16 protein-coding genes and 1 tRNA gene are annotated in these 19,609 nt (G+C 73.1%); 9 read left to right on the top strand and 8 right to left on the bottom strand.

What is annotated here, in order from left to right; translation table 11 throughout:
* Positions 1–168 precede the first annotated feature (168 nt).
* From ACFVQG_RS10105 to ACFVQG_RS10085, 5 genes are all read right to left on the bottom strand, one after another.
* Positions 169–1,641 (bottom strand): peptidoglycan D,D-transpeptidase FtsI family protein, encoded by a 1,473-nt coding sequence (locus ACFVQG_RS10105; protein ID WP_383378977.1) that lies wholly within the window; start codon positions 1,639–1,641, stop codon positions 169–171.
* Entirely contained in the window at positions 1,638–3,074 is a 1,437-nt protein-coding gene (locus ACFVQG_RS10100) for an FtsW/RodA/SpoVE family cell cycle protein (RefSeq protein ID WP_383378973.1), read from the bottom strand. Before ACFVQG_RS10100 ends, ACFVQG_RS10105 begins: the two co-directional genes overlap by 4 nt.
* A 26-nt stretch (positions 3,075–3,100) precedes the next feature.
* Positions 3,101–4,624, bottom strand: coding sequence for a Stp1/IreP family PP2C-type Ser/Thr phosphatase (locus ACFVQG_RS10095; protein ID WP_383379759.1), 1,524 nt, complete (start codon positions 4,622–4,624; stop codon positions 3,101–3,103).
* 140 nt (positions 4,625–4,764) lie between these two features.
* Positions 4,765–5,280 carry an FHA domain-containing protein gene (locus tag ACFVQG_RS10090; protein WP_383378969.1) on the bottom strand — a complete coding sequence of 172 codons (516 nt, stop codon included), beginning with the start codon at positions 5,278–5,280 and terminating at the stop codon, positions 4,765–4,767.
* A 10-nt stretch (positions 5,281–5,290) separates the two neighbouring features.
* Positions 5,291–6,136 carry an FhaA domain-containing protein gene (locus ACFVQG_RS10085; protein WP_383378965.1) on the bottom strand — a complete coding sequence of 282 codons (846 nt, stop codon included), beginning with the start codon at positions 6,134–6,136 and terminating at the stop codon, positions 5,291–5,293.
* Between the two features lie 469 nt (positions 6,137–6,605).
* On the opposite strand from ACFVQG_RS10085, the gene ACFVQG_RS10080 reads away from it, so the two are divergent.
* Positions 6,606–6,692: transfer RNA gene (locus ACFVQG_RS10080), tRNA-Leu, on the top strand.
* Positions 6,693–6,780: 88 nt separating this feature from the next.
* Here the strand turns inward: ACFVQG_RS10080 and ACFVQG_RS10075 are convergent.
* Together ACFVQG_RS10075 and ACFVQG_RS10070 are read right to left on the bottom strand one after the other, a co-directional pair.
* Complete coding sequence (locus ACFVQG_RS10075; protein ID WP_383378963.1) at positions 6,781–9,333, bottom strand: FtsX-like permease family protein; 2,553 nt, start codon at positions 9,331–9,333, stop codon at positions 6,781–6,783.
* Complete coding sequence (locus tag ACFVQG_RS10070; RefSeq protein ID WP_383378959.1) at positions 9,327–10,079, bottom strand: ABC transporter ATP-binding protein; 753 nt, start codon at positions 10,077–10,079, stop codon at positions 9,327–9,329. Before ACFVQG_RS10070 ends, ACFVQG_RS10075 begins: the two co-directional genes overlap by 7 nt.
* A gap of 134 nt (positions 10,080–10,213) precedes the next feature.
* Here ACFVQG_RS10070 and ACFVQG_RS10065 point away from each other — a divergent pair, with 134 nt between their 5' ends.
* From ACFVQG_RS10065 to ACFVQG_RS10045, 5 genes are all read left to right on the top strand, one after another.
* Positions 10,214–11,578, top strand: a complete 1,365-nt coding sequence (locus ACFVQG_RS10065; protein WP_383378955.1) for a sensor histidine kinase — start codon at positions 10,214–10,216, stop codon at positions 11,576–11,578.
* On the top strand, positions 11,578–12,249 hold the full coding sequence (locus ACFVQG_RS10060; protein ID WP_383378950.1) for a response regulator: 672 nt from the start codon (positions 11,578–11,580) through the stop codon (positions 12,247–12,249). The genes ACFVQG_RS10065 and ACFVQG_RS10060 overlap by 1 nt, the downstream gene beginning before the upstream one ends.
* A gap of 224 nt (positions 12,250–12,473) precedes the next feature.
* Positions 12,474–13,907, top strand: a complete 1,434-nt coding sequence (locus ACFVQG_RS10055; RefSeq protein WP_383379756.1) for a DUF2252 domain-containing protein — start codon at positions 12,474–12,476, stop codon at positions 13,905–13,907.
* Between the two features lie 62 nt (positions 13,908–13,969).
* A complete protein-coding gene (locus ACFVQG_RS10050; protein ID WP_383378947.1) occupies positions 13,970–14,770 on the top strand; it encodes a hypothetical protein in 801 nt (266 codons plus the stop codon).
* A gap of 65 nt (positions 14,771–14,835) precedes the next feature.
* Positions 14,836–15,165 (top strand): rhodanese-like domain-containing protein, encoded by a 330-nt coding sequence (locus ACFVQG_RS10045; protein ID WP_383379754.1) that lies wholly within the window; start codon positions 14,836–14,838, stop codon positions 15,163–15,165.
* Positions 15,166–15,184: 19 nt separating this feature from the next.
* On the opposite strand, the gene ACFVQG_RS10040 is transcribed toward ACFVQG_RS10045, so the two are convergent.
* Positions 15,185–16,321, bottom strand: coding sequence for an acyl-CoA dehydrogenase family protein (locus ACFVQG_RS10040; protein WP_383378944.1), 1,137 nt, complete (start codon positions 16,319–16,321; stop codon positions 15,185–15,187).
* Positions 16,322–16,654: 333 nt separating this feature from the next.
* Here ACFVQG_RS10040 and ACFVQG_RS10035 point away from each other — a divergent pair, with 333 nt between their 5' ends.
* From ACFVQG_RS10035 to ACFVQG_RS10025, 3 genes are read left to right on the top strand one after another with little or no spacing between them, the layout of a single operon-like run.
* Positions 16,655–17,602: a DUF5819 family protein gene (locus tag ACFVQG_RS10035; RefSeq protein WP_383378941.1), complete on the top strand. Its 948-nt coding sequence runs from the start codon at positions 16,655–16,657 to the stop codon at positions 17,600–17,602.
* The gene (locus tag ACFVQG_RS10030) at positions 17,599–18,816 is read left to right on the top strand and encodes an HTTM domain-containing protein (RefSeq protein ID WP_383378936.1); all 1,218 of its coding nucleotides are present in this window, start codon (positions 17,599–17,601) and stop codon (positions 18,814–18,816) included. The genes ACFVQG_RS10035 and ACFVQG_RS10030 overlap by 4 nt, the downstream gene beginning before the upstream one ends.
* Positions 18,813–19,607 carry a TrmH family RNA methyltransferase gene (locus ACFVQG_RS10025; protein ID WP_383378933.1) on the top strand — a complete coding sequence of 265 codons (795 nt, stop codon included), beginning with the start codon at positions 18,813–18,815 and terminating at the stop codon, positions 19,605–19,607. The genes ACFVQG_RS10030 and ACFVQG_RS10025 overlap by 4 nt, the downstream gene beginning before the upstream one ends.
* Positions 19,608–19,609 lie beyond the last annotated feature (2 nt).

Raw genomic sequence — 19,609 nt, 5'->3', positions numbered from 1 at the left:
CCTACCAGCCCTCTCCGTCGGATCCGACCGGCACGGGCCGTGCGGTCGGAGGCTGCCCGTCCGGGCCTACCGTACCCGGGTCTATTTGTGGGACTCGGCCAAGCCCGTCACTCGATACAGGACCGGTATCGCAACGTGCGCCGTTGTGAAGCCGACGTGACGGGCGTCTCACTGCCTGCTGTTGATGACCGCCTCCATCACGCTCTTCGCGATCGGCGCCGCGAGGCCGCCGCCGGAGATGTCGTCACGGTTGGCGTTCTCGTCCTCGACGACCACGGCGACGGCGACCGGTGAGCCGCCGTCGTCGGTCTTGGCGTACGAGACGAACCAGGCGTACGGCTTCTCGCTGTTGTCGACGCCGTGCTGGGCGGTACCGGTCTTGCCGCCGACGGTGACCCCGTCGATCGCCGCGTTGCGGCCGGTGCCGTCCTCGACGACGGTCTCCATCATCGACTGGAGGATCTGCGCGTTCTCCGAGGAGAGCGGGCGGCTCAGTTCCTCCGGCTCGGTCTGCGCGAGGGTGTCGACGTTGGACGCCTGGAGCTTGTCGACCATGTACGGCTTCATGAGCCTGCCGTCGTTGGCCACCGCCGAGGCCACCATCGCCATCTGCAGCGGGGTCGCGGCGGTGTTGAACTGGCCGATCGACGACAGCGCGGTCTGCGACTTGTTCATGTCGTCGGAGAACACGGACGCCGTCGAGCGGACCGGCGTGAACTGCTCGGAGGTGAACCCGAAGGACTTGGCCGTCTGGAGCATCTTGTCGTTGCCGAGGTCCGAGCCGACCTTGCCGAAGACGGTGTTGCAGGAGTACTGGAGCGCCACCCGCAGCGTGGCGTTCTCGCAGGGGATGTTGCCCTCGTTCGGCAGTTCGGTGGTGGTGCCCGGCATCACCCACGGCAGCGGGGTGTCCGTCTTGGCGTCCGCGCCGTCGTACAGGCCGTGCTCCAGCGCCGCCGCCGCGGTGACCACCTTGAAGGTGGAGCCCGGCGGGTAGGTCTCGCGCAGCGCCCGGTTGAGCATCGGGTCGTCGGCGTTGTTCTTCTTCTGGAGCCTGTTCCAGGCCTTCTCGTCGTCCGCGGAGTATCCGGCGATCGTCGAGGGGTCGTACGACGGGTAGGAGGCCAGCGCCAGGATCGCGCCGGTGGCCGGGTCGAGCGCCACCACCGCGCCCTTGCCGCGCTGCGCGAGGCCCTCGTACGCGGCCTTCTGCGCGGCGGCGTTGAGGGTGGTGACGACGTTGCCGCCCTCCTTCTTCTTGCCGGTCACCATGTCGAGGGTGTTGCGGAAGAAGAGGCGGTCGTCCTTGCCGGTGAGGATGGGGTCCTCGAGGTTCTCCAGCTGGTTGGTGCCGAAGGCCTGGGAGGCGTAGCCGGTGACCGGCGCCCACATGGCGCCGTCCCTGTAGGTGCGGACGTACTCGAAGTCGCCGCCCTCCGCCCGCTTGGAGCCGGTGATCGCCTTGCCGCCGACGATGATGTCGCCGCGGGGGGTGGCGTACCGCTCGATGGCGACGCGGCGGTTGGCGGTGTCCGTGGCCAGCTCGTCGGAGCGGGCGTACTGGAGCCAGTTGTCGCGGAGCAGCAGGGTCAGTACGAGCAGCCCGCAGAAGACCGCGACGCGGCGCAGCGGCTTGTTCACGAGCGGACCACCTGCGTCATCTCGGCGTCCGGGTTGGGAGCCGGGGACGGGGCGGGACGGCGCGCGGTGTCGCTGATTCTCAGCAGGATGCCGATCAGCGCCCAGTTGGCGATCACCGACGAACCGCCGTACGCCAGGAACGGCATGGTCATACCGGTCAGCGGGATGAGGCCCATCACACCGCCCGCGACGACGAACACCTGCAGGGCGAAGGCGCCGGAGAGGCCGATGGCGAGCAGCTTGCCGAAGGGGTCGCGGGCGGCGAGGGCGGTGCGCACGCCGCGCTCGGCGATGAGGGCGTAGAGCAGCAGCAGCGCCATGACGCCGGCCAGGCCCAGTTCCTCGGCGAAGGTGGCCAGGATGAAGTCGGAGTTGGCGGCGAACCGGATCAGCTCGGAGTGGCCCTGGCCCCAGCCGGTGCCGAGGGTGCCGCCGGAGCCGAACGCCCACAGCGCCTGCATGGCCTGCTCGGAGTGGCCGGCGACGCCCTCGCGGGAGAGCGTGTACTCGCGCATCGGGTCGAGCCAGGCGTCCACGCGCTGCTGGATGTGCGGCTCGAAGGAGGCCACGCCGACGGCGCCGACCGCGGACATCAGCAGACCGAAGACGATCCAGCTGGTCCGCTCGGTGGCGACGTACAGCATGATGACGAACATTCCGAAGAACAGCAGCGACGTACCGAGGTCGGTCTCGAAGACCAGGATGAGGATCGAGATGCCCCAGACGACCAGGATCGGTCCGAGGTCGCGGCCGCGCGGCAGGTACAGGCCCATGAAGCGGCGGCTGGCCAGCGCGAGCGCGTCGCGCTTCACCATCAGGTAGCCCGCGAAGAAGACGGCGAGGACGATCTTGGCGAACTCACCGGGCTGGATGGTGAAGGAGCCGACCTGGATCCAGATCTTGGCGCCGTAGAAGCCCGTGCCGAGGCCCGGCACCAGCGGGAGCAGCAGCAGGACCAGGGCGCCCAGCATGGAGATGTAGGTGTAGCGCTGCAGGACGCGGTGGTCCTTGAGGAAGATCAGCACCACGACGAACAGCGTGATGCCCATCGCCGTGTAGAGCAGCTGGCGGGGCGCGGCGCCGCCCGCCTGGTCGATGGACTGGAGCAGCTTGGACTGGTCGAGCCGCCAGATGGCGACCAGGCCGAGCCCGTTGAGCAGCGTGGCCAGCGGCAGCAGCAGCGGATCCGCGTACGGGGCGAACTTGCGGACGACGAGATGGCCGACGCCCGCGAGGAGACCGAGGCCGAGGCCGTAGCTCAGCAGCCCGGCGGGCACCTCGTCGTTGATGGCCAGGCCCACGTTGGCGTACGCGAAGACCGGGATGACGACCGCGAACACCAGCAGCGCCAGTTCGGTGTTGCGGCGGCTGGGCGCGCCGATCGCGCCGATCGTGGACGTGTGGTGCGTCGACGTGTTGGGTGAACTGCTCATCGTGTGACGGGGCCTCTCACGGCTGCCTACTGCTTACCGCACAGCGAGACGACCTTCTGCTCTTCCTCCGACAGGCTCGGGCCGGGGTTGGGAGTGGGCGTGGTCGCGGACGGGGAGGGGGACGGGGTCGTGGACGGGCTCGGTGACGCCTTGGACGTGAAGGAGGCCGGGGTGGTTCCCGTGGTGCCGCCTGCCTCGCCCTCGCCGGTGCTGGAGTTGTTCTCGCTCTCGGCCTCGCGCCGCTTGGCCTCCTTCTCGCACGCGGAGGCCTGCACGGCCAGTTCGTCGATCTTGGCCTGCGCGTTCTTCAGGCTGCCCTCGGCCAGGGTGTCCTTGACCAGCTTCTGCTGGTACGGCGGCAGGTACTTGAGTTCGATGTCGGGGTGGTCCTTCTCCACCTCCGACAGCGACACCCAGGCCAGGTCCTGGCTGATGCCCCGGTACAGGGCGACGTGCTCGCCGTTGACGCCGACGTAGTACTGGGTCTGCGTCCAGCGGTAGCCGCCGTACAGACCGCCGCCCACGACGGCCAGCGCGAGGACGCCGTAGAAGGACCGCTTGAGCCACCTGCGGCCGCCGCTGGGCTTGACGAAGTCGTCGTCGCCGTAGCCGCCGAAGCCGCCCGCCGGGACGTAGCCGGTGGTGTCGCCGGAGCCGGGCGGGCCGAACTCGCCGCCGCCACCGCCCTGGCCCTGGCGGCCGAGGCCGGAGGCGCGGCCCGCCGGGGTCTGCATGATGCCGTTGTCGCTCAGCTGGTTCTGGTTCTCCGCGACCGCGCCGACCACCACCGGGGTGTCGGACAGCTGTCCGGCGAGGGTGTCGCCGGTGTCGAGGTCGAGGACGTCGGCGACGATGACGGTGATGTTGTCGGGGCCGCCGCCGCGCAGCGCGAGCTGGATCAGGTCCTGCACGGTCTCCTGCGGGCCCTGGTAGCTGGCGAGGGTGTCCTCCAGGGTCTGGTGGGACACGACGCCGGAGAGGCCGTCGGAGCAGATCAGATACCGGTCGCCCGCCCTGACCTCGCGGATCGACAGATCGGGCTCGACGTGGTCGCCGCTGCCCAGCGCGCGCATCAGCAGCGACCGCTGCGGGTGGGTGGTGGCCTCTTCCTCGGTGATCCGGCCCTCGTCGACGAGCCGCTGCACCCAGGTGTGGTCCTGCGTGATCTGGGTGAGCACCCCGTCGCGCAGCAGGTACGCGCGCGAGTCGCCGACATGGACGAGACCGAGCCGCTGGCCGGTCCACAGCAGGGCGGTGAGCGTGGTGCCCATGCCCTCCAGGGTCGGGTCCTCCTCGACCATCTGCCGCAGTTGGTCGTTGGCCCGCTGCACGGCCGTCCCGAGGGAGGTGAGGACGTCGGAGCCGGGGATGTCGTCGTCGAGGGCGACGATGGTGGAGATCGCCTCGGAGGAGGCGACCTCACCGGCCGCCGCGCCACCCATGCCGTCGGCGATGGCGAGCAGGCGCGGACCGGCGTATCCGGAGTCCTCGTTGCCCTCCCGGATCATGCCTTTGTGCGAACCGGCGGCGAAGCGCAGTGACAGACTCATGCGCACCTCGCCCGTCGGCTCCGGGTACAGCCGATCGTGTCGAGCCACACTGCCCACCCTCCGGTCGGGAGCGCGCCGGGGCCCCGGGTGTGGACCGCCGCTGCGTGCTCGCTCCGCTCGCGCTCATTCATGATGTAGCACTACTTCCGCAGCTCGATGACGGTCTTGCCGATGCGGATCGGAGCACCCGGCGAGATCGGTGTGGGGGTCGTCAGCCGCGTCCGGTCGAGATACGTGCCATTGGTGGAGCCGAGGTCCTCGACGATCCACTGGCCGTCCCGGTCCGGATAGATCCTGGCATGCCTGCTGGAGGCGTAGTCGTCGTCCAGCACGATGGTGCTGTCATGCGCCCGGCCCAGGGTGATGGTCTGGCCCTGGAGCGCGACGGTGGTGCCGGTCAGCGTGCCTTCGGTCACCACCAGCTTGGTGGGGGCGCCACGGCGCCCACGGCCGCCCGCGGGCTGCTGCCGCTGGGGCGGAGGCGCGGCGGCCTGGCGCGCGGGCTGCTGCGCGCGCCCCGCGTCGCGCCGCGAGCCGCGCTGCGTGACACGCGTACCGAACAGATCGCTGCGGATGACCTGCACGGCCACGATCACGAACAGCCACAGTACGGCCAGGAAACCCAGCCGCATGACCGTGAGGGTCAGCTCTGACATTGCCCCCGGATCACCCTTCGGCTTGCCTATAGATAACGGTGGTACTGCCCACGACGATCCGCGAGCCGTCGCGGAGCGTAGCGCGGGTGGTGTGCTGCCCGTCCACCACGATGCCGTTGGTGGACCCGAGATCCTGGATCGTCGAGGGCGTTCCGGTCCGGATCTCGCAGTGCCGTCGGCTCACGCCGGGGTCGTCGATCCGCACGTCGGCCTCGGTGCTGCGGCCCAGCACCAGCGTCGCGCGGGAGATCTGATGGCGGGTGCCGTTGATCTCGATCCAGTGTCTGGTGCGGGAACCCGGCGCGGCGGCGGCGGGGCGCTGCGGGGCGGCGGGCGGCGGGTAGCCGTAGCCGCCGCCGGGCGGGGGCGCGGACGGCATGGGGGGCGGGGCCGTGGCGGGCTGCGGCGGGTAGCCGTAGCCGCCGGGCCGCTGTCCGGCCTGCGGTGGGGCGGCGGCGGGGCCGCCGGGGGCCTGGCTGCTGGAGGAGGCGAGGGTACGGCTGCGGACCCGGTACAGGCCCGTGTCGAGGTCGTCGGCCTTCTCCAGGTGCACCTTGATGGGGCCCATGAAGGTGTACCGCTGCTGCTTGGCGTAGTCGCGCACCATCCCGGCCAGCTCGTCGCCGAGCTGCCCGGAGTAGGGGCTGAGCCGCTCGAAGTCGGGGGTGCTCAGCTCCACGATGAAGTCGTTGGGCACGACGGTGCGGTCCCGGTTCCAGATGGTGGCGTTGTTGTCGCACTCGCGCTGGAGTGCTCCCGCGATCTCCACGGGCTGCACCTCGGACTTGAACACCTTGGCGAAGGTGCCGTTGACCAGACCTTCGAGACGCTGCTCGAACTTCTTCAGGACTCCCATGGGGCACCTCCTCCGTCGTCGCCGCCGTTGCCCTTGCCGCTGCGGGTGTCGCTACTGCTTACCCGGTACTGCTTACTGATCGTATCCACGCGCCGGTGAATCGGCTGGTTCCCCCTGTCGGCCCGGTCGACGGGTGTCGACGCCTCCGAAGTTCCCTCCGGAGACCCCCTTCGAACTCCTCTTTGGACGTCGTCCTGGCAAGGATCGTAGAGGCGGCCGAAGACCAGTGTCCCGCACCGGACTGTGGACTCCGTACGGCTCCTGGGGAGACGGGCTGTCTCGGTACGAGGTTGATACGTGACGGAAGAGTTCTGGAGGAGCGGTGTCGTGCGGAGTGGCGCGGGGTGCCGGGTTGGGGGTCCTCTGCCCGGGGAAAGGGATGTGAATCCACCCCGGCCAGCGTGCTAATGTTCTGCGTGTCGGAAGGCGCCGGGCCCCAAGGGGCAAGGGACCAGAGGACACACCCAATGCGCGGGTGGCGGAATAGGCAGACGCGCTGGATTCAGGTTCCAGTGCCCGCAAGGGCGTGGGGGTTCAACTCCCCCCTCGCGCACCATCCGGAACGGGCGGCATCGTGACGACGATGCCGCCCGTTCCGTGTGTCCGGGCCCGCCTCTCCGGATGCTTGCGCTGTGAACAAAGTCTCAGGCGGCGGTCCTGGTGCCGCGCAGGGCGAGCGCCGTGGCGGCGAGGGTGGCGAGCACCGCGAGGACGGCGCAGGCCGCCGTGGTGGCGCCGAGCGCCTGCCAGGGGAGGTGCGGGACGGTGGGCACCGAGAGGGCCGCGAGCGCGGCTCCCATGCCGAGCAGGTTCAGTACGGCGGTCAGCAGGCCCAGCAGCGCCCCCACCGCCACCACCGTGAGCGCCTCGGCGCAGACCAGCCGGAGCACCTGCCCGCGCGTGGCGCCCGCCAGCCGCAGGGCGGTGAGGTCGCGGACGCGGTCCGAGGTGGCCATGACCATGGTGTTGGCCACCGAGATGCCGGTGTAGAGCAGGGCGATGCCGAGGACCAGCAGGAAGCCCAGGCGGGTGGTGCGGTCGGTGCCCGGGCGGCTGTCCCGTGTCCACTCCTCCTCGGTGAGGACGCGGGCGCCGGTGCCGTCGACCGCCGTGCGCAGCGCCGCCGCCACGGTGGCCGGGTCGGCGCCCGGGGCGAGGGTCACGTCGACGCGGTCGATGGGCGCGCCGGGGGCGTTGGCCGGGGTGACGTAGACGCCGTTGTCGCCGGTGCCGGTGCGCAGCACGGCGGCGATCCGCAGCGACCTGCGGGTGCCGTCGCCGAGCCACACGTCGACGTGTTCTCCGACGCGGTGCCGGGCCCCTTCCTCGATTTCCTCGTTGACGATGATCGAGCCGTCGTCCAGGTCGGTCACCTTTCCGGCGGTGAGCGGGAGGCGGGTGGTCGCGGCCAGCCGCGCGGGGTCGGCGGCGCGGGCCTCGGACCTGACGAGGGCCACGTCGTCCTCCAGGACGTGTACGGCGGTGGTGGCGGAGGGGGAGACGGCGCGGGTACCGGGGACGGTGCTCAGGGCGCGCAGGGTGGCCGGGGTGACGGCGGGGGCGGTGATGACGTAGTCGGCCGTGGTCTGCTCGCGGGTCTCCGTCGCCCGGGCCGCGGAGAGGGTCGCCGTGGCGCCCAGCAGGGAGCCGGTGAGGGCGACCGTGACCAGCACCGGCGCCGCGAGCGCGGCGGTACGGCGCACGTTCGTCGTGGCGTTCTCGCGGACCAGCAGGGCGCCCGCGCCGGGGAGCCGGGCCGGGAGGCGGGTGAGCAGCCGGGTCAGCGGGCCGACCAGCGGCGGGGCGAGCAGCGCGACCGCGGCGATCAGCAGCATGGGACGGCTGACGTAGGTCTTGCGGTGCAGCAGGTCGCCCGGCTCGGTGACCAGGGCGACGGTGAGCGTGCCCGCGGCCGTCAGCAGCAGGGCCACGCCGCACAGCCCCCTGCCCCACGTCATCGCCCCGGCGTCCACGGAGGCCTCCCGCAGCGCCTCCACGGGCCCCGTGCGGCCCGCCCGCCAGGACGCGGCCAGCACGCCGCACAGGGCGACGAGGAGGCCCGTCCAGAAGGCCGCGTGGTACGGCCAGGTGGCGTCGCCGACGCGGAACCAGGCCGGGGCGAGACCGGCGTCCACCACGCGCGCGGCGAGCGGCGGCGCGGCCCGGCCGCCGAGCGCACAGCCCGCCGCGGCGGCCAGTACGCCGACCAGCAGCGCCTCGGCCAGCACCGTCCGCCGGATCTGGCCAGGGGTCGCCCCGGCAGTGCGCAGCAGCCCGAACTCCCGGCGCCGCTGGGCCACCGCGAACGCGAACGTGGACGCCACCACGAACACCGACACGAACGCGCTGACGCCTCCGGCCGTGCCGAACAGGGCGTTGAGCGCGGTGAGGGTTTCGGTGTCGCGGTCCGGGTCGGCGTCGGCGAGGCGGCGGGCGTCGCCGGTGAGCACGTCGACGGGCTCGTGCCGCAACGCCTTGCGGACCGCCGACGGGGGTGCCGTCACGACCAGTTGGGTGCTCACCGGCGCCAACTGGGCGGCGCGGGCGGCGGTGTGGAAGATCGGGTCCTCGAAGCCGAGAGGGGCGACCGTGCCGACGACCCGCACGGTGCCGTGGCCGGTGCGCAGACGGTCGCCCACGCGCGCGTGGCGGTCGCTGACGACGACTTCGGCGGGGGTGCGGGGGGCACGGCCGGTGGTCAGGTCGTACGGGGCGTAGCGGGCCGTGGGCCAGGGGTGGCCGGTCAGGACGCGGGGGCCGGAGGGGGTGCGGGTGGGTACGGGGTACGTCCTGTCCTCGGTGACCGGGCCGAGGTGCCGCAGTGCGGCGACGGTCGTGGGTGGTATGCCGCGCGGGTGGGGGATCTTCCTGACGCGGTCGCCCGTGGGGGTGGGGACGCGCACGGTGTCCCGCGCCTTGACGACGACGGGGGCGGGGGCGGTGGTGGTGGATGTGGTGGCGGTGGCGGTGGTGGTGGACGTGGCGGTGGCGGTGGACGTGGCGGTGGCGGTGGTGGATGTGGTGGTGGTGGATGTGGTGGTGGCGAAACGTTCCGGGGCGCGGGTGGGGGCTTCCAGGGAGGCGGCCAGGGTCAGGCCGGTGACGGTGAGGAGGGCGACGCCCAGGGAGAGGGCGAGGAAGGTGCCGATGAGGGTGGTCCAGCGGGCGCGGAGGGTGCGGAGGGCGGTGGTCAGCATGTGGGGGCCGCCTCACGAGTCGTGGTGAGGGTGGTCATGTGCTGGGCGATGGCGTCCGCGTCGGCGCCGTCGAGGCGGCCCGCCGGGCGGCCGTCGACGAGGAAGACGACCCGGTCCGCGTGGGCGGCGGCCACCGGGTCGTGTGTGACCATGATCACTGTCTGGCCCTCGCGGTCGACCATGCCGCGCAGCAGGGCCAGCACCTCGCGCCCGGTGCGTGAGTCGAGGGCGCCGGTCGGCTCGTCGCCGAAGAGGACGTCGGGGCGGGTGACCAGGGCGCGGGCGAGGGCGACGCGCTGCTGCTGGCCGCCGGAGAGCTGGGTGGGGCGGTGCCGGGCGCGGTCGCCCAGACCGACCTGGTGGAGGACCTCGCGGATCCGGGCCCTGGGGACGCGGCGTCCGGCCAGGCGCAGCGGCAGGGCGACGTTCTGCTCGGCGGTGAGGGACGGCAGCAGGTTGAAGGCCTGGAAGACGAAGCCGACGCGGTCCCGGCGCAGCAGGGTCAGCCCGCGCTCGCTCAGCCCGGTCAGCTCCGTGCCGCCGATCCGGACCGAGCCGGAGGTGGGCCGGTCCAGCCCGGCGGCGCACTGCAACAGCGTCGACTTGCCGGAGCCGGAGGGGCCCATGACGGCGGTGAACGTGCCCCGGGGGAAGGCGAGCGACACGTCGTCGAGGGCGGCGACGGTGCGGTCTCCGGTGCCGTAGTGCCTGCTGACGGCGTGGAGTTGGACGGCTGCTGAGGTCATGGCCCCACCCCACCGTCCGGGGGCGGTGGTGCGCAGTGCGGTGGGACCGAGACTTGGGGTAGGGCCAGGCCTACCCCCGTTGGTCGCCCCTGGGCGATGGCCCGCGCGGGAGGGTGCCTTCTACGGTGATCCGCATGCCCCCTCGCACCCCGCGCACCGCGCCCCCGCGCACCGTCTGGCAGGCCCTGGCCGACCCGCGCTACCTGCTGTCGGCGTGGCCGTGGCGGGCCGTGGGGTACCTGCTGAGCGGGGTGCTCGTCGGGGCGGCCCTGCTGGTGGCGCTGGTGCTGCTGGCCGCGCTCGGCGGGGTCCTCGCGGTGGTGGGTGTGGGGCTGCCGCTGCTCGTGGCCCTCGCACTGGCCGGGATACCGGTCGCCCGGCTGGAGCGGCGCAGGCTGCGGATGGTGGGGGCGGGGGCGGATCCGGTGGTGGCGGGGGCGGATCCGGTGGTGGCGCATCGGGTGCCCGACGCCGGGGGACCGTGGGCCTGGCTGAGGACGCGGCTGCGGGCGCGGGCGACCTGGCGGGAGCTGGGGTACGCCGTGCTGTTCGCGGGGTTGCTGTGGCCCGTCGACGCGCTCGTGGTCACCGTCGCGCTGCTCTGTCCGGCGGCCGTGGCCGCGACGCCGCTGCTGATGGCGACGGCGGGGGGCGGGCGGGAGGCGAAGGTCCTCAAGCTGTGGACGGTCACGACTTGGCCCGCCGCCTTCGCGGTGGCCGTGCTCGGGCTGGTGCTGCTGTGCGCGGGCGCCTATCTGCTGGGCGTCGGAGCGGGGGCACGGGCGGCACTGACGCGGGCGCTGATCGCTTCCCGCGAGGGTGAGTTGGACGAGCGGGTCGTCGAACTGACCCGCTCGCGCGTGCGGTTGGTCGACGCCTTCGAGGCGGAGCGCCGCCGTATCGAGCGCGATCTGCACGACGGGGCCCAACAGCGGCTCGTGGCACTGACGATGACGCTCGGTCTGGCCCGCCTCGACGCGCCGCCGGGCGGTCCGCTCGCCGAGCGGCTCACCAAGGCCCACCAGGAGGCGACCGCGGCGCTGGCGGAGCTGCGGGAGCTGATCCAGGGCATCCATCCCAAGGTGCTCACGGACTACGGGCTCACGGCCGCCGTGGCGGACGCCGCCGACCGTTCCGCGGTTCCCGTCGACGTGACGCTGGAACTGCCGGGGCGGCTGCCGGAGGCGGTCGAGTCCGCCGCGTACTTCGTGGTGAGCGAGGCGCTCGCCAACGTCGCCCGGCACAGCGGGGCGAGCCGGGCGCGGGTGAGCGGTGAGCACCGGGGCGGGCGGCTGGTGCTGTCGGTCAGCGATGACGGGCGCGGTGGGGCGCGGGCCGGGGCGGGCAGTGGGCTGACGGGACTCGCGGACCGGGTGTCGGTGCTGGATGGCAGACTCTCCCTGGCCAGTCCGGCGGGCGGACCGACCGTGTTGCGAGTGGAGATTCCTTGTCAGCCGCGTTCGGTGACAGCAGGGACGTCGGGGGGCCCGGTGGCCTAGTGGACCTCGGCGGCCTGGTCGACCGGCCTTTGCGGATAGCGCTCGCCGAGGACAGCGTGCTGCTGCGGGAGGGGCTGATCGGCCTGCTCGCCCGCTTCGGGCACCAGGTGGTCGCGGCCGTCGGTGACGCGGCGGCGCTGGTCGCCGCGGTCGAGGCGGAGACGCCGGACATCGTCGTGACCGATGTGCGCATGCCGCCCGGCTTCCAGGACGAGGGCCTGCACGCCGCGGTCCGGCTGCGGGAGCGGCGGCCCGGGCTGCCGGTGCTGGTGCTCAGCCAGTACGTGCAGCGGGCGTACGCCGCCGAACTGCTCGACTCCGGTGACGGTTCGGGCGTCGGCTATCTGCTCAAGGACCGGGTGGGGCAGGTCGAGGAGTTCGTGACCGCGCTGTCCGAGGTCGCGGCCGGGGGCACGGTCGTGGACCCCGAGGTCGTACGGCAGCTGCTGCGCCGCCGCCGGGATCCGCTGGAGCGGCTCACGCCCCGGGAGCGGGAGGTGCTCGCCCTGATCGCGGAGGGGCGGTCGAACGGGGCGATCGCCCGTGCGCTGGTGGTGTCCGAGGCGGCCGTGGGCAAGCACATCAGCGGGATCTTCACCAAGCTGGATCTGCCGCAGGCGGAGGAGACGCATCGGCGGGTGCTGGCCGTGCTGGCGTATCTGCGGGCGTAGGCCGCCTCGGTGCCCGCGGTGCCCGCGGTGCCTATCACCCTCGTCGCCCTCATCACCCCGTCGTTCTCCCGGGCTCCCGGTGGGCGGAGTTTTCCACAGGCGGGAGGTTATCCACAGGGGCTGACGCCGTTCGGGCCGGTGGTTGTACGGTCGGCACGAGTTGATGTTCGAGCGTGCGGGTGCGGTCAGGTACGGGGGAGGCGGTCGAAGTGACGGACGCTGGTGTGCGGACAGTGGCTACTGGTGGGCCAGGGCGGCTGCCGCGGGTGCGGGGGTTCGCCGAGTGGCGGCCCGGTGGCGAGGCCGACCGGGCGGCGGTGCCTTCGCCCAAGGAGGCGGGGAAGGCGCTGCGGGGGCGGATCCCGAGACGTGCGCATGCCACGCTCGACCTGTCCGCGCTCCGGCCCGACGCGGTGCAGGCGGTCGAGGAGTCCAACCGCGGCCGGATCCCCGGGCTGACGGCGATGCGGGTGGGGCGGATGGCCGCCACGCCGTTCGCCTTCCTGCGCGGTGCGGCGGGGCTGATGGCGTACGACCTGGCGCGCACGCCGATGACCCGGATCCGCGCCCAGATCTGCGGTGACGCCCACGCGGCGAACTTCGGTCTGTACGGCGACGCGCGCGGGCGCCTGGTGATCGACCTGAACGACTTCGACGAGACGGTGCACGGCCCCTGGGAGTGGGACCTCAAGCGCCTCGCCACCTCGCTGGTGCTCGCGGGCCGGGAGGCGGGCGCCGACGAGGACATATGCCGGGCGGCGGCGCACGACGCGGTGGGCGCGTACCGGCGCACCATGCGGCTGCTGGCCAGGCTGCCGGTGCTGGACGCGTGGAACGCCATCGCGGACGAGGAACTGGTCTCCCACACCGACGCCCATGATCTGCTCGGCACCCTCGAGCGGGTCTCGGAGAAGGCGCGGGCCAACACCAGCGGGCGCTTCGCGGCGAAGTCGACGGAGCCGACCGAGGACGGCGGGCGCCGCTTCGTGGACGCGCCGCCGGTGCTGCGGCGCATACCGGACGCGGAGGCGGCGGCGGTCGCGGTGTCCCTGGAGGAGTATCTGACGACCCTCTCCGAGGACCGGCTGCCGCTGCTGGCCCGGCACTCGGTGCACGACGTGGCGTTCCGGGTCGTCGGCACCGGCAGCGTGGGCACCCGGTCGTACGTCGTGCTGCTCCTCGACCACCGCGGTGAGCCGCTGATCCTCCAGGTGAAGGAGGCCCGCTCCTCGGCGCTGGTGCCGCATCTGGTGGCCGCCGGTTTCGAGGCGCCGACGGCCGGTCACGAGGGGCGCCGGGTGGTGCTGGGGCAGAAGCGGATGCAGGTCGTCAGCGACATCCTGCTGGGCTGGACGACGGTCGAGGGGCGCCCCTTCCAGGTCCGGCAGTTCCGCAACCGCAAGGGCAGCGTCGACCCCGCCGCCCTCTCCGCCGACCAGATGGACGACTACGCGCGGATGACCGGCGCCCTGCTGGCGCGCGCCCACTCGCACAGCGCCGACCCCCGGCTCATCGCCGGGTACGGCGGCAAGAACGAGGAGCTGGACGAGGCGATAGCCGCCTTCGCCCTGGCCTACGCCGACCGCACGGAGGCCGACCACGCCGCCCTGCTGGCGGGGGTGCGGGCCGGGCGGGTGGCGGCGGAGATGGGGGTGTGAGCGCGAGTGCCCCGGGGCCGGTCCGCCCCACGAGGGCTGACAGGGCCTAGGCTGGTCGGGTGATGACCCCGGAAGCTGAGCAGTCGCGGCCCGAGGAGCGGCTCGAGCGGGCCGTACGGGCGGCCGAGCAGGCACTGATCGAGTACGAGATCGCCGTGGAGACCTTCCGGATCGAGGTCGAGAACTTCTCCCGGCTGCACCACCAGCGCCTCGGCCCGATGTACGCCCGCCTCGAGGAGCTGGACGCGCAGATCGCCGAGGCCCGCGCCGAGCGCACCGGTGACCCGGAGGACCGCCGCACGGCGGAGGAGCTGCGGGCGCGGGTGCTGCCGATGCCGGACGTGGAGGAGCTGTTCCACGGCTGGATGGACGGCGACGGCCTGTTCCCGGAGGCCGCGGCGATGCTCACGGACCAGCCGGTGCGGCCCCCGCAGCGGGTCCGCCCCAGCGCCGAGGCCCGCAGGCTCTACCGCGAGCTGGCCCGCAAGGCCCACCCCGACCTGGCGCAGGAGGACGGCGAGCGCAAGCGGCGTGAGGAGTTCATCACGCGTGTGAACGCCGCCTACGCCCGGGGCGAGGAGGCGCTGCTGCGGGAGCTGGCCGAGGAGTGGGCGGCCGGTCCGGCGCCCGCGGAGCCCCGGCCCAGCGCCAGCGAGGAGCTGTACGCCCGCCTGGAGTGGCTGGCCGAGCGCAAGGAACTGCTCACGCAGGTCGCCCGGACGCTGGAGGAGGGCGCGATCGGCTCGATGCTCAAACTGGCCCCCGACGACCCCGACCGGCTCCTGGAGGAGATCGCCGAGCAGCTGCTGGCGGAGGTCCAGGGCCGGGAGGCGGAGCTGGCGGAGCTGCTCGGGCAGGGCTGAGGTCCCAGGGCCGTATCCGGTCCGTGGCGTCGGGTAGCGTCGGCGGCATGAACTTCGGAGCTGGTGTGCCCACGGTCCAGATCACGGACCTCAAGGACGGCGACTTCCTGCTGGACGTCCGGGAGGACGACGAGTGGCAGGCGGGGCATGCCGCCGGGGCGCTGCACATCCCGATCAGTGAGTTCGTCGCCCGGTTCGGAGAGCTGACCGAGGCGGCGCCGCAGGACGGCCGGATCCATGTGATCTGCCGCTCCGGCGCGCGGTCCGCGCAGGTCACGATGTATCTGGCCCAGCAGGGCATCGACGCCGTGAACATCGACGGCGGCATGCAGGTGTGGGAGGCCGCGGGCCGTCCGGTCGTGAACGACAAGGGTGAGCCGGGCTTCGTTCTTTAGCGGTCCGCCGCCGCGGCGCTCAGCCCGGTGGATGCGCCGCCAGCAGATCGCCCAGCGCCTCCTCGTGGGCCGCCGCGGGGCCGAGGGACAGTTCCAGGTGCTTGGCCCAGGCGTGATAGCGGTGCAGCGGGTACTCGATGTCGGCGCCGAAGCCGCCGTGCAGATGCTGCGCGGTCTGCACGACCCGTCGTACGCCCTCCGCCGCCCAGATCTTCGCGACGGCGACGTCCCCGGAGACGGGCAGCGCCCCCGGCGCCGCGGCCTGCGAGCCGATCCGCCAGGCGGCCTGCCACAGCGTGGCCTCCATCGCCCGTAGGTCGATATAGCGGTCCGCGGCCTGCATGGCGACGGCCTGGAAGGTGGCCAGCGGGTGCCCGAACTGCTCCCGTCCGCTGGTGTAGTCGGCGGTCATGCGCAGGACACGCTCGCCCAGCCCGAGCGCCAGCGCGCAGGTCCCGGTCGCCAGCAGCGCCCGCAACCATTCCCAGGCACCCTCGGCGTCGATCACGCGTGCGGCCGGGATCCGTGCCGACTCCAGCCGGAGTTCGCCGAGCCGTTCCCCGGTGGTGGAGATCTGCTCGGCGAGCACGGCACCCGCGTGGCCGCGCGGCACCAGGGCGAGCACGGTGGTCGATACGGCGGTTGCGGGTACGAGCGTGAAGTCCGCGTCGTAGGCCCAGGGCACCGCCGTCTGCACCCCGTCCAGCACCCAGCCGTCGCCGTCGCGCCGGGCGGTCACCGCGCGTTCGGCGGGGTCGTGGCCGGTGCGGCCGTGCGCGGCGACCGTCAGCACGGTCTCGCCCCGGCCCACGCCCGCGAGCAGCGCCGACCTCAGCTCCGGGGCGCCGTAGGCCTGTACGACGGCCGCGGCGGCGGTGCTCTCCAGCAGCGGCACCCGGGCCAGCACCTTCGCGGACTCGCGCAGCACCAGACAGAGCGCCACGGCGTTCAGCCCGGCCCCGCCGTACTCCGGGGCCAGCAGCAGCCCCAGCAGGTCCGCGTCGGCCAGCCGGGCCCACAGCGCGCGGTCGTGCCCCTCGGCCACGGCGCCCGCGGTGACCGCCGGGCTGGGCACCGCGTCCGGGGCGACATCGGCGAAGACGCCGCGCGCCGCCTCGGTAGCCGCCTGCTGCTCCTCGGTGAAGGTGAAGTCCACGGTCCCTGTCCTCCCGGCGGCGTCGCCGGACCCGGCCGCTGGACCCGGTCCGCGATCTGACGGTGCGTCAAGTCAGCCGCCAAGATAGAACAGGTTCTAGGAGAAGGGAACGGTGGTGGCGGGGCCGTAAGGTGTCCTCCGCCCTGCCGGGCGTACGGCGCCGCCGTCGGCCCGCCCGCCGAGCAACCGCTTGCCCCCGCGCGTGTGGCGCGCGGCTCATCCGATGGGGCTGTGCCGGGCCGGTCGCCCTGAGTACCGTGCCCGTGCGAGCGCGTACACAGGTGTGCGCGGGCGGGGTGGCGAAGGACGGACCTGATCGGGAAACGGGGCGGAATGGACGCGTACGGCGCAGGGGACGCGCACGGCGGCGACGGCGTGAACGCCCCGCCCCCGGACAACCCGCCGCCCCTCGGCAACCCGGCGCCGGACGACCCGCCGCGCCTCGATAACCCGGCGCCGGACGACCCGCCGCGCCTCGATAACCCGGCCCCGGACGACCTGCCCGCCGACAGCCCCCGGCTCGCGGACAGTCCGCCTCTCATCGACAGTCCGCGTCTCATCGACAGTCCGCGTCCCATCGGGGGTCCGCGCCTCACCGACGAGACGCCCGTTCCGTACGCCCCGGCCCCGCCGCGCTCCGGGGTGGCCGCGCTGCGTCCCGCCTACCAGGTCGGGGTCGCCCTGGTGCTCGCGGTCGTCGCGGTCGTCGTCTGTGTCCACCTCGGGATGGTGTTCCTGCACGTCGCCCCGTCGAACACGGTCACCCAGCGGCACGGCAAGGCGATCGAGGAGTGGGTCTACCCGGAGTTCGAGCAGAACTGGAAACTGTTCGCGCCGAACCCGTTGCAGCAGAACATCGCCGTGCTGGCGCGGGCGCAGGTGCGCACCCCGGACGGCAGCTCACGGGTCACCGGCTGGTACGACCTGGCCGCGCAGGACGGCCGGGCCATCGACGGCAATCTGCTGCCCAGCCACACCATCCAGAACGAACTGCGCCGGGCCTGGGACTTCTACGCCGGCGCGCACGACGCCGACAACCGCCCCTCGGGTGAGCGGGGCGCCATGAGCGAGGCGTACATGCGGCGCATCGTGGTGATGCGCCTCGACCGGGCGGGCGCCGCCGGGCCGGACGGGGTCTTCGAGCGGGTGCAGGTGCGGGCCAGCACCACCAATGTCGCGCCGCCCGAGTGGAGCGAGGAACGCGTCTCCCTCAAGTCGGTCCACCGGGAGCTGCCCTGGTGGCCGGTGCCGGACGACGAGGCCGAGGGAGGCATCGGGTGAACCGCGTCGCCCTGGCGGTCTCCGGCGGCATCGCGCGTGTGACCGAGTCGGCCCTCGGCCCGTACCAGACCGCCGTGATACGCATCGGGTTCGCCGGGACCTGGCTGCTGTTCCTGCTGCGGGAGTATCCGCACCGGCATGAGCTGTACGGCCCGAACGGCCCGTGGGGCTGGGACCTCGGCCAGCAGCTGACCGGGCTCAACGGCTCCTTCACGGTGCTGATGTGGTCGGACGCCCGGCTCTGGTTCGAGGCCGCCTACGCGCTCGCGGTGCTGTCGAGCCTGCTGCTGATGATCGGCTGGCGCACCCGCACCATGTCGGTGCTGTTCATGATCGGCGTGCTCTCCCTCCAGAACCGCAGCGTCTTCATGGGGGACGGCGGCGACAACGTCCTGCACCTGATGTCGATCTACCTGGTGTTCACGCGCTGCGGCCAGGTGTGGTCGCTGGACGCCCGGCGCGAGCGGCTGCGGCGGCGGGCACGCGCGCGTGGCGAGCGTTCCGTGGACCGTACGGGACCGGTGCTGTGGGGCGTCCTCGGGCTGGTGCTGGCCGCCGCGACCGGATCCGGGCGGCTGTTCGACTCGGACCCGCTGGTGCCGGTGCTGCTGTGGGGCGTCTGGGCGGCGCAGGCGCTGTGGTGGGCGGTGGCCCGGCGCCCGAAGACCGCCGAGCCGCGGATCCTGCTCGACGTGCTCGCGAACATCCTGCACAACGGCGCGCTGCTGGTGATCATGGCGGAGGCGTGTCTGATCTACGCCACGGCGGGCTGGTACAAGATCCAGGGCTCGCGCTGGCAGGACGGCACGGCGGTCCACTACCCGCTGCACCTGGACTACTTCTCGCCCTGGCCCGCCCTCGCCGACGCGCTGTCCAGCAGCGGCACGATGGTCCTGCTGGTGACGTACGGGACCGTGATCGTGCAGGTCGCCTTCCCGTTCACGCTGCTGCACCGGCGGGCCAAGAACGTCCTGCTCGCGGTCATGATCACCGAGCATGCCGTGATCGCCGTGGTGCTTGGGCTGCCGTTCTTCTCGCTGGCGATGATCGCGGCGGACGCGGTCTTCCTGCCGACGACGTTCCTGCGCCGTGTCGGCGGCTGGGCGGCACGCGCGCGTGAGCGGCTGCTTCCGCGCGGCGGCCGGGGTACGCCACCGCCCGCGCCGCCCGCCCCGGAGGACACCGAGCGCAGCCCCGTAGGCTTCCCGGCATGAACGACCCCGGCCGCCAGGACCCCGCAGAGCACGCGGAAACCGCCGACCCCGCGGACGCCCTGGCGCACTGGCGGCGGCTCGTCGGCTCCGCCGTGCTCCTCGACGGGTTCCACGCCCTCAAGCACGCCCTGCGCTTCGGCGCCGAGGTTCCGGTGGCGGTCACCGCCGACCGGCGCGCCGCGCTCGCCCTCGCCGACGAGCTGGCCCCGGACGTACGGCGGGCGCTGGACGCGCTGCTGACCGAGGTGCCGCAGGCGGCGTACGCCGCCCTGGTGCCGCGTCCGCACCCCACCGCGGTGGCCGCCCTCGCCGTACGCCCCGCGCGCGAGGCGAATCTGCGCGCCCTCGGGCAGGCCGCGCGTGGCGCCCCCGTCGTCGTGCTCGACCAGCCGCGCAACCTGGGCAACGCGGGCGCGGTGATCCGGCTGGCGGCCGGTTTCGGGGCGACCGGCGTGATCACCACCGGCACGCTCGACCCCTGGCACCCCACGGTGGTGCGCGGCGGGGCCGGGCTGCACTTCGCGACCGCGGTGGAGCGGCTGGACGTCGCCGAGCTGCCGTCAGGGCCGGTCTTCGCGCTCGACCCGGAGGGCGAGGACATCCGCGGCCTGAAGCTGCCCGACGACGCGCTGCTCGCGTTCGGCTCGGAGCGCAGCGGGCTGTCCCGCGAGCTACGCGCGCGTGCCGACCATCTGGTGGCGCTGCCGATGCGCCCCCAGGTCTCCAGCTACAACCTCGCGACCAGCGTGGCCATGACGCTGTACCACTGGAGTCTCACCAGGGGCGCGTGAGC

This window comes from Streptomyces sp. NPDC057877 (assembly GCF_042796855.1).
Lineage (GTDB): Bacteria > Actinomycetota > Actinomycetes > Streptomycetales > Streptomycetaceae > Streptomyces.
This window is presented reverse-complemented; position numbering and strand designations above follow the sequence as displayed.

Coding starts and splice junctions, on each gene's coding strand:
- ACFVQG_RS10085 (WP_383378965.1), bottom strand. CDS start 6,136: ATGGGAGTCCTGAAGAAGTTCGAGCAGCGTCTCGAAGGTCTGGTCAAC.
- ACFVQG_RS10100 (WP_383378973.1), bottom strand. CDS start 3,074: ATGAGCAGTTCACCCAACACGTCGACGCACCACACGTCCACGATCGGC.
- ACFVQG_RS10075 (WP_383378963.1), bottom strand. CDS start 9,333: ATGCTGACCACCGCCCTCCGCACCCTCCGCGCCCGCTGGACCACCCTC.
- ACFVQG_RS10070 (WP_383378959.1), bottom strand. CDS start 10,079: ATGACCTCAGCAGCCGTCCAACTCCACGCCGTCAGCAGGCACTACGGC.
- ACFVQG_RS10065 (WP_383378955.1), top strand. CDS start 10,214: ATGCCCCCTCGCACCCCGCGCACCGCGCCCCCGCGCACCGTCTGGCAG.
- ACFVQG_RS10025 (WP_383378933.1), top strand. CDS start 18,813: ATGAACGACCCCGGCCGCCAGGACCCCGCAGAGCACGCGGAAACCGCC.
- ACFVQG_RS10090 (WP_383378969.1), bottom strand. CDS start 5,280: ATGTCAGAGCTGACCCTCACGGTCATGCGGCTGGGTTTCCTGGCCGTA.
- ACFVQG_RS10035 (WP_383378941.1), top strand. CDS start 16,655: ATGGACGCGTACGGCGCAGGGGACGCGCACGGCGGCGACGGCGTGAAC.
- ACFVQG_RS10095 (WP_383379759.1), bottom strand. CDS start 4,624: ATGAGTCTGTCACTGCGCTTCGCCGCCGGTTCGCACAAAGGCATGATC.
- ACFVQG_RS10050 (WP_383378947.1), top strand. CDS start 13,970: ATGACCCCGGAAGCTGAGCAGTCGCGGCCCGAGGAGCGGCTCGAGCGG.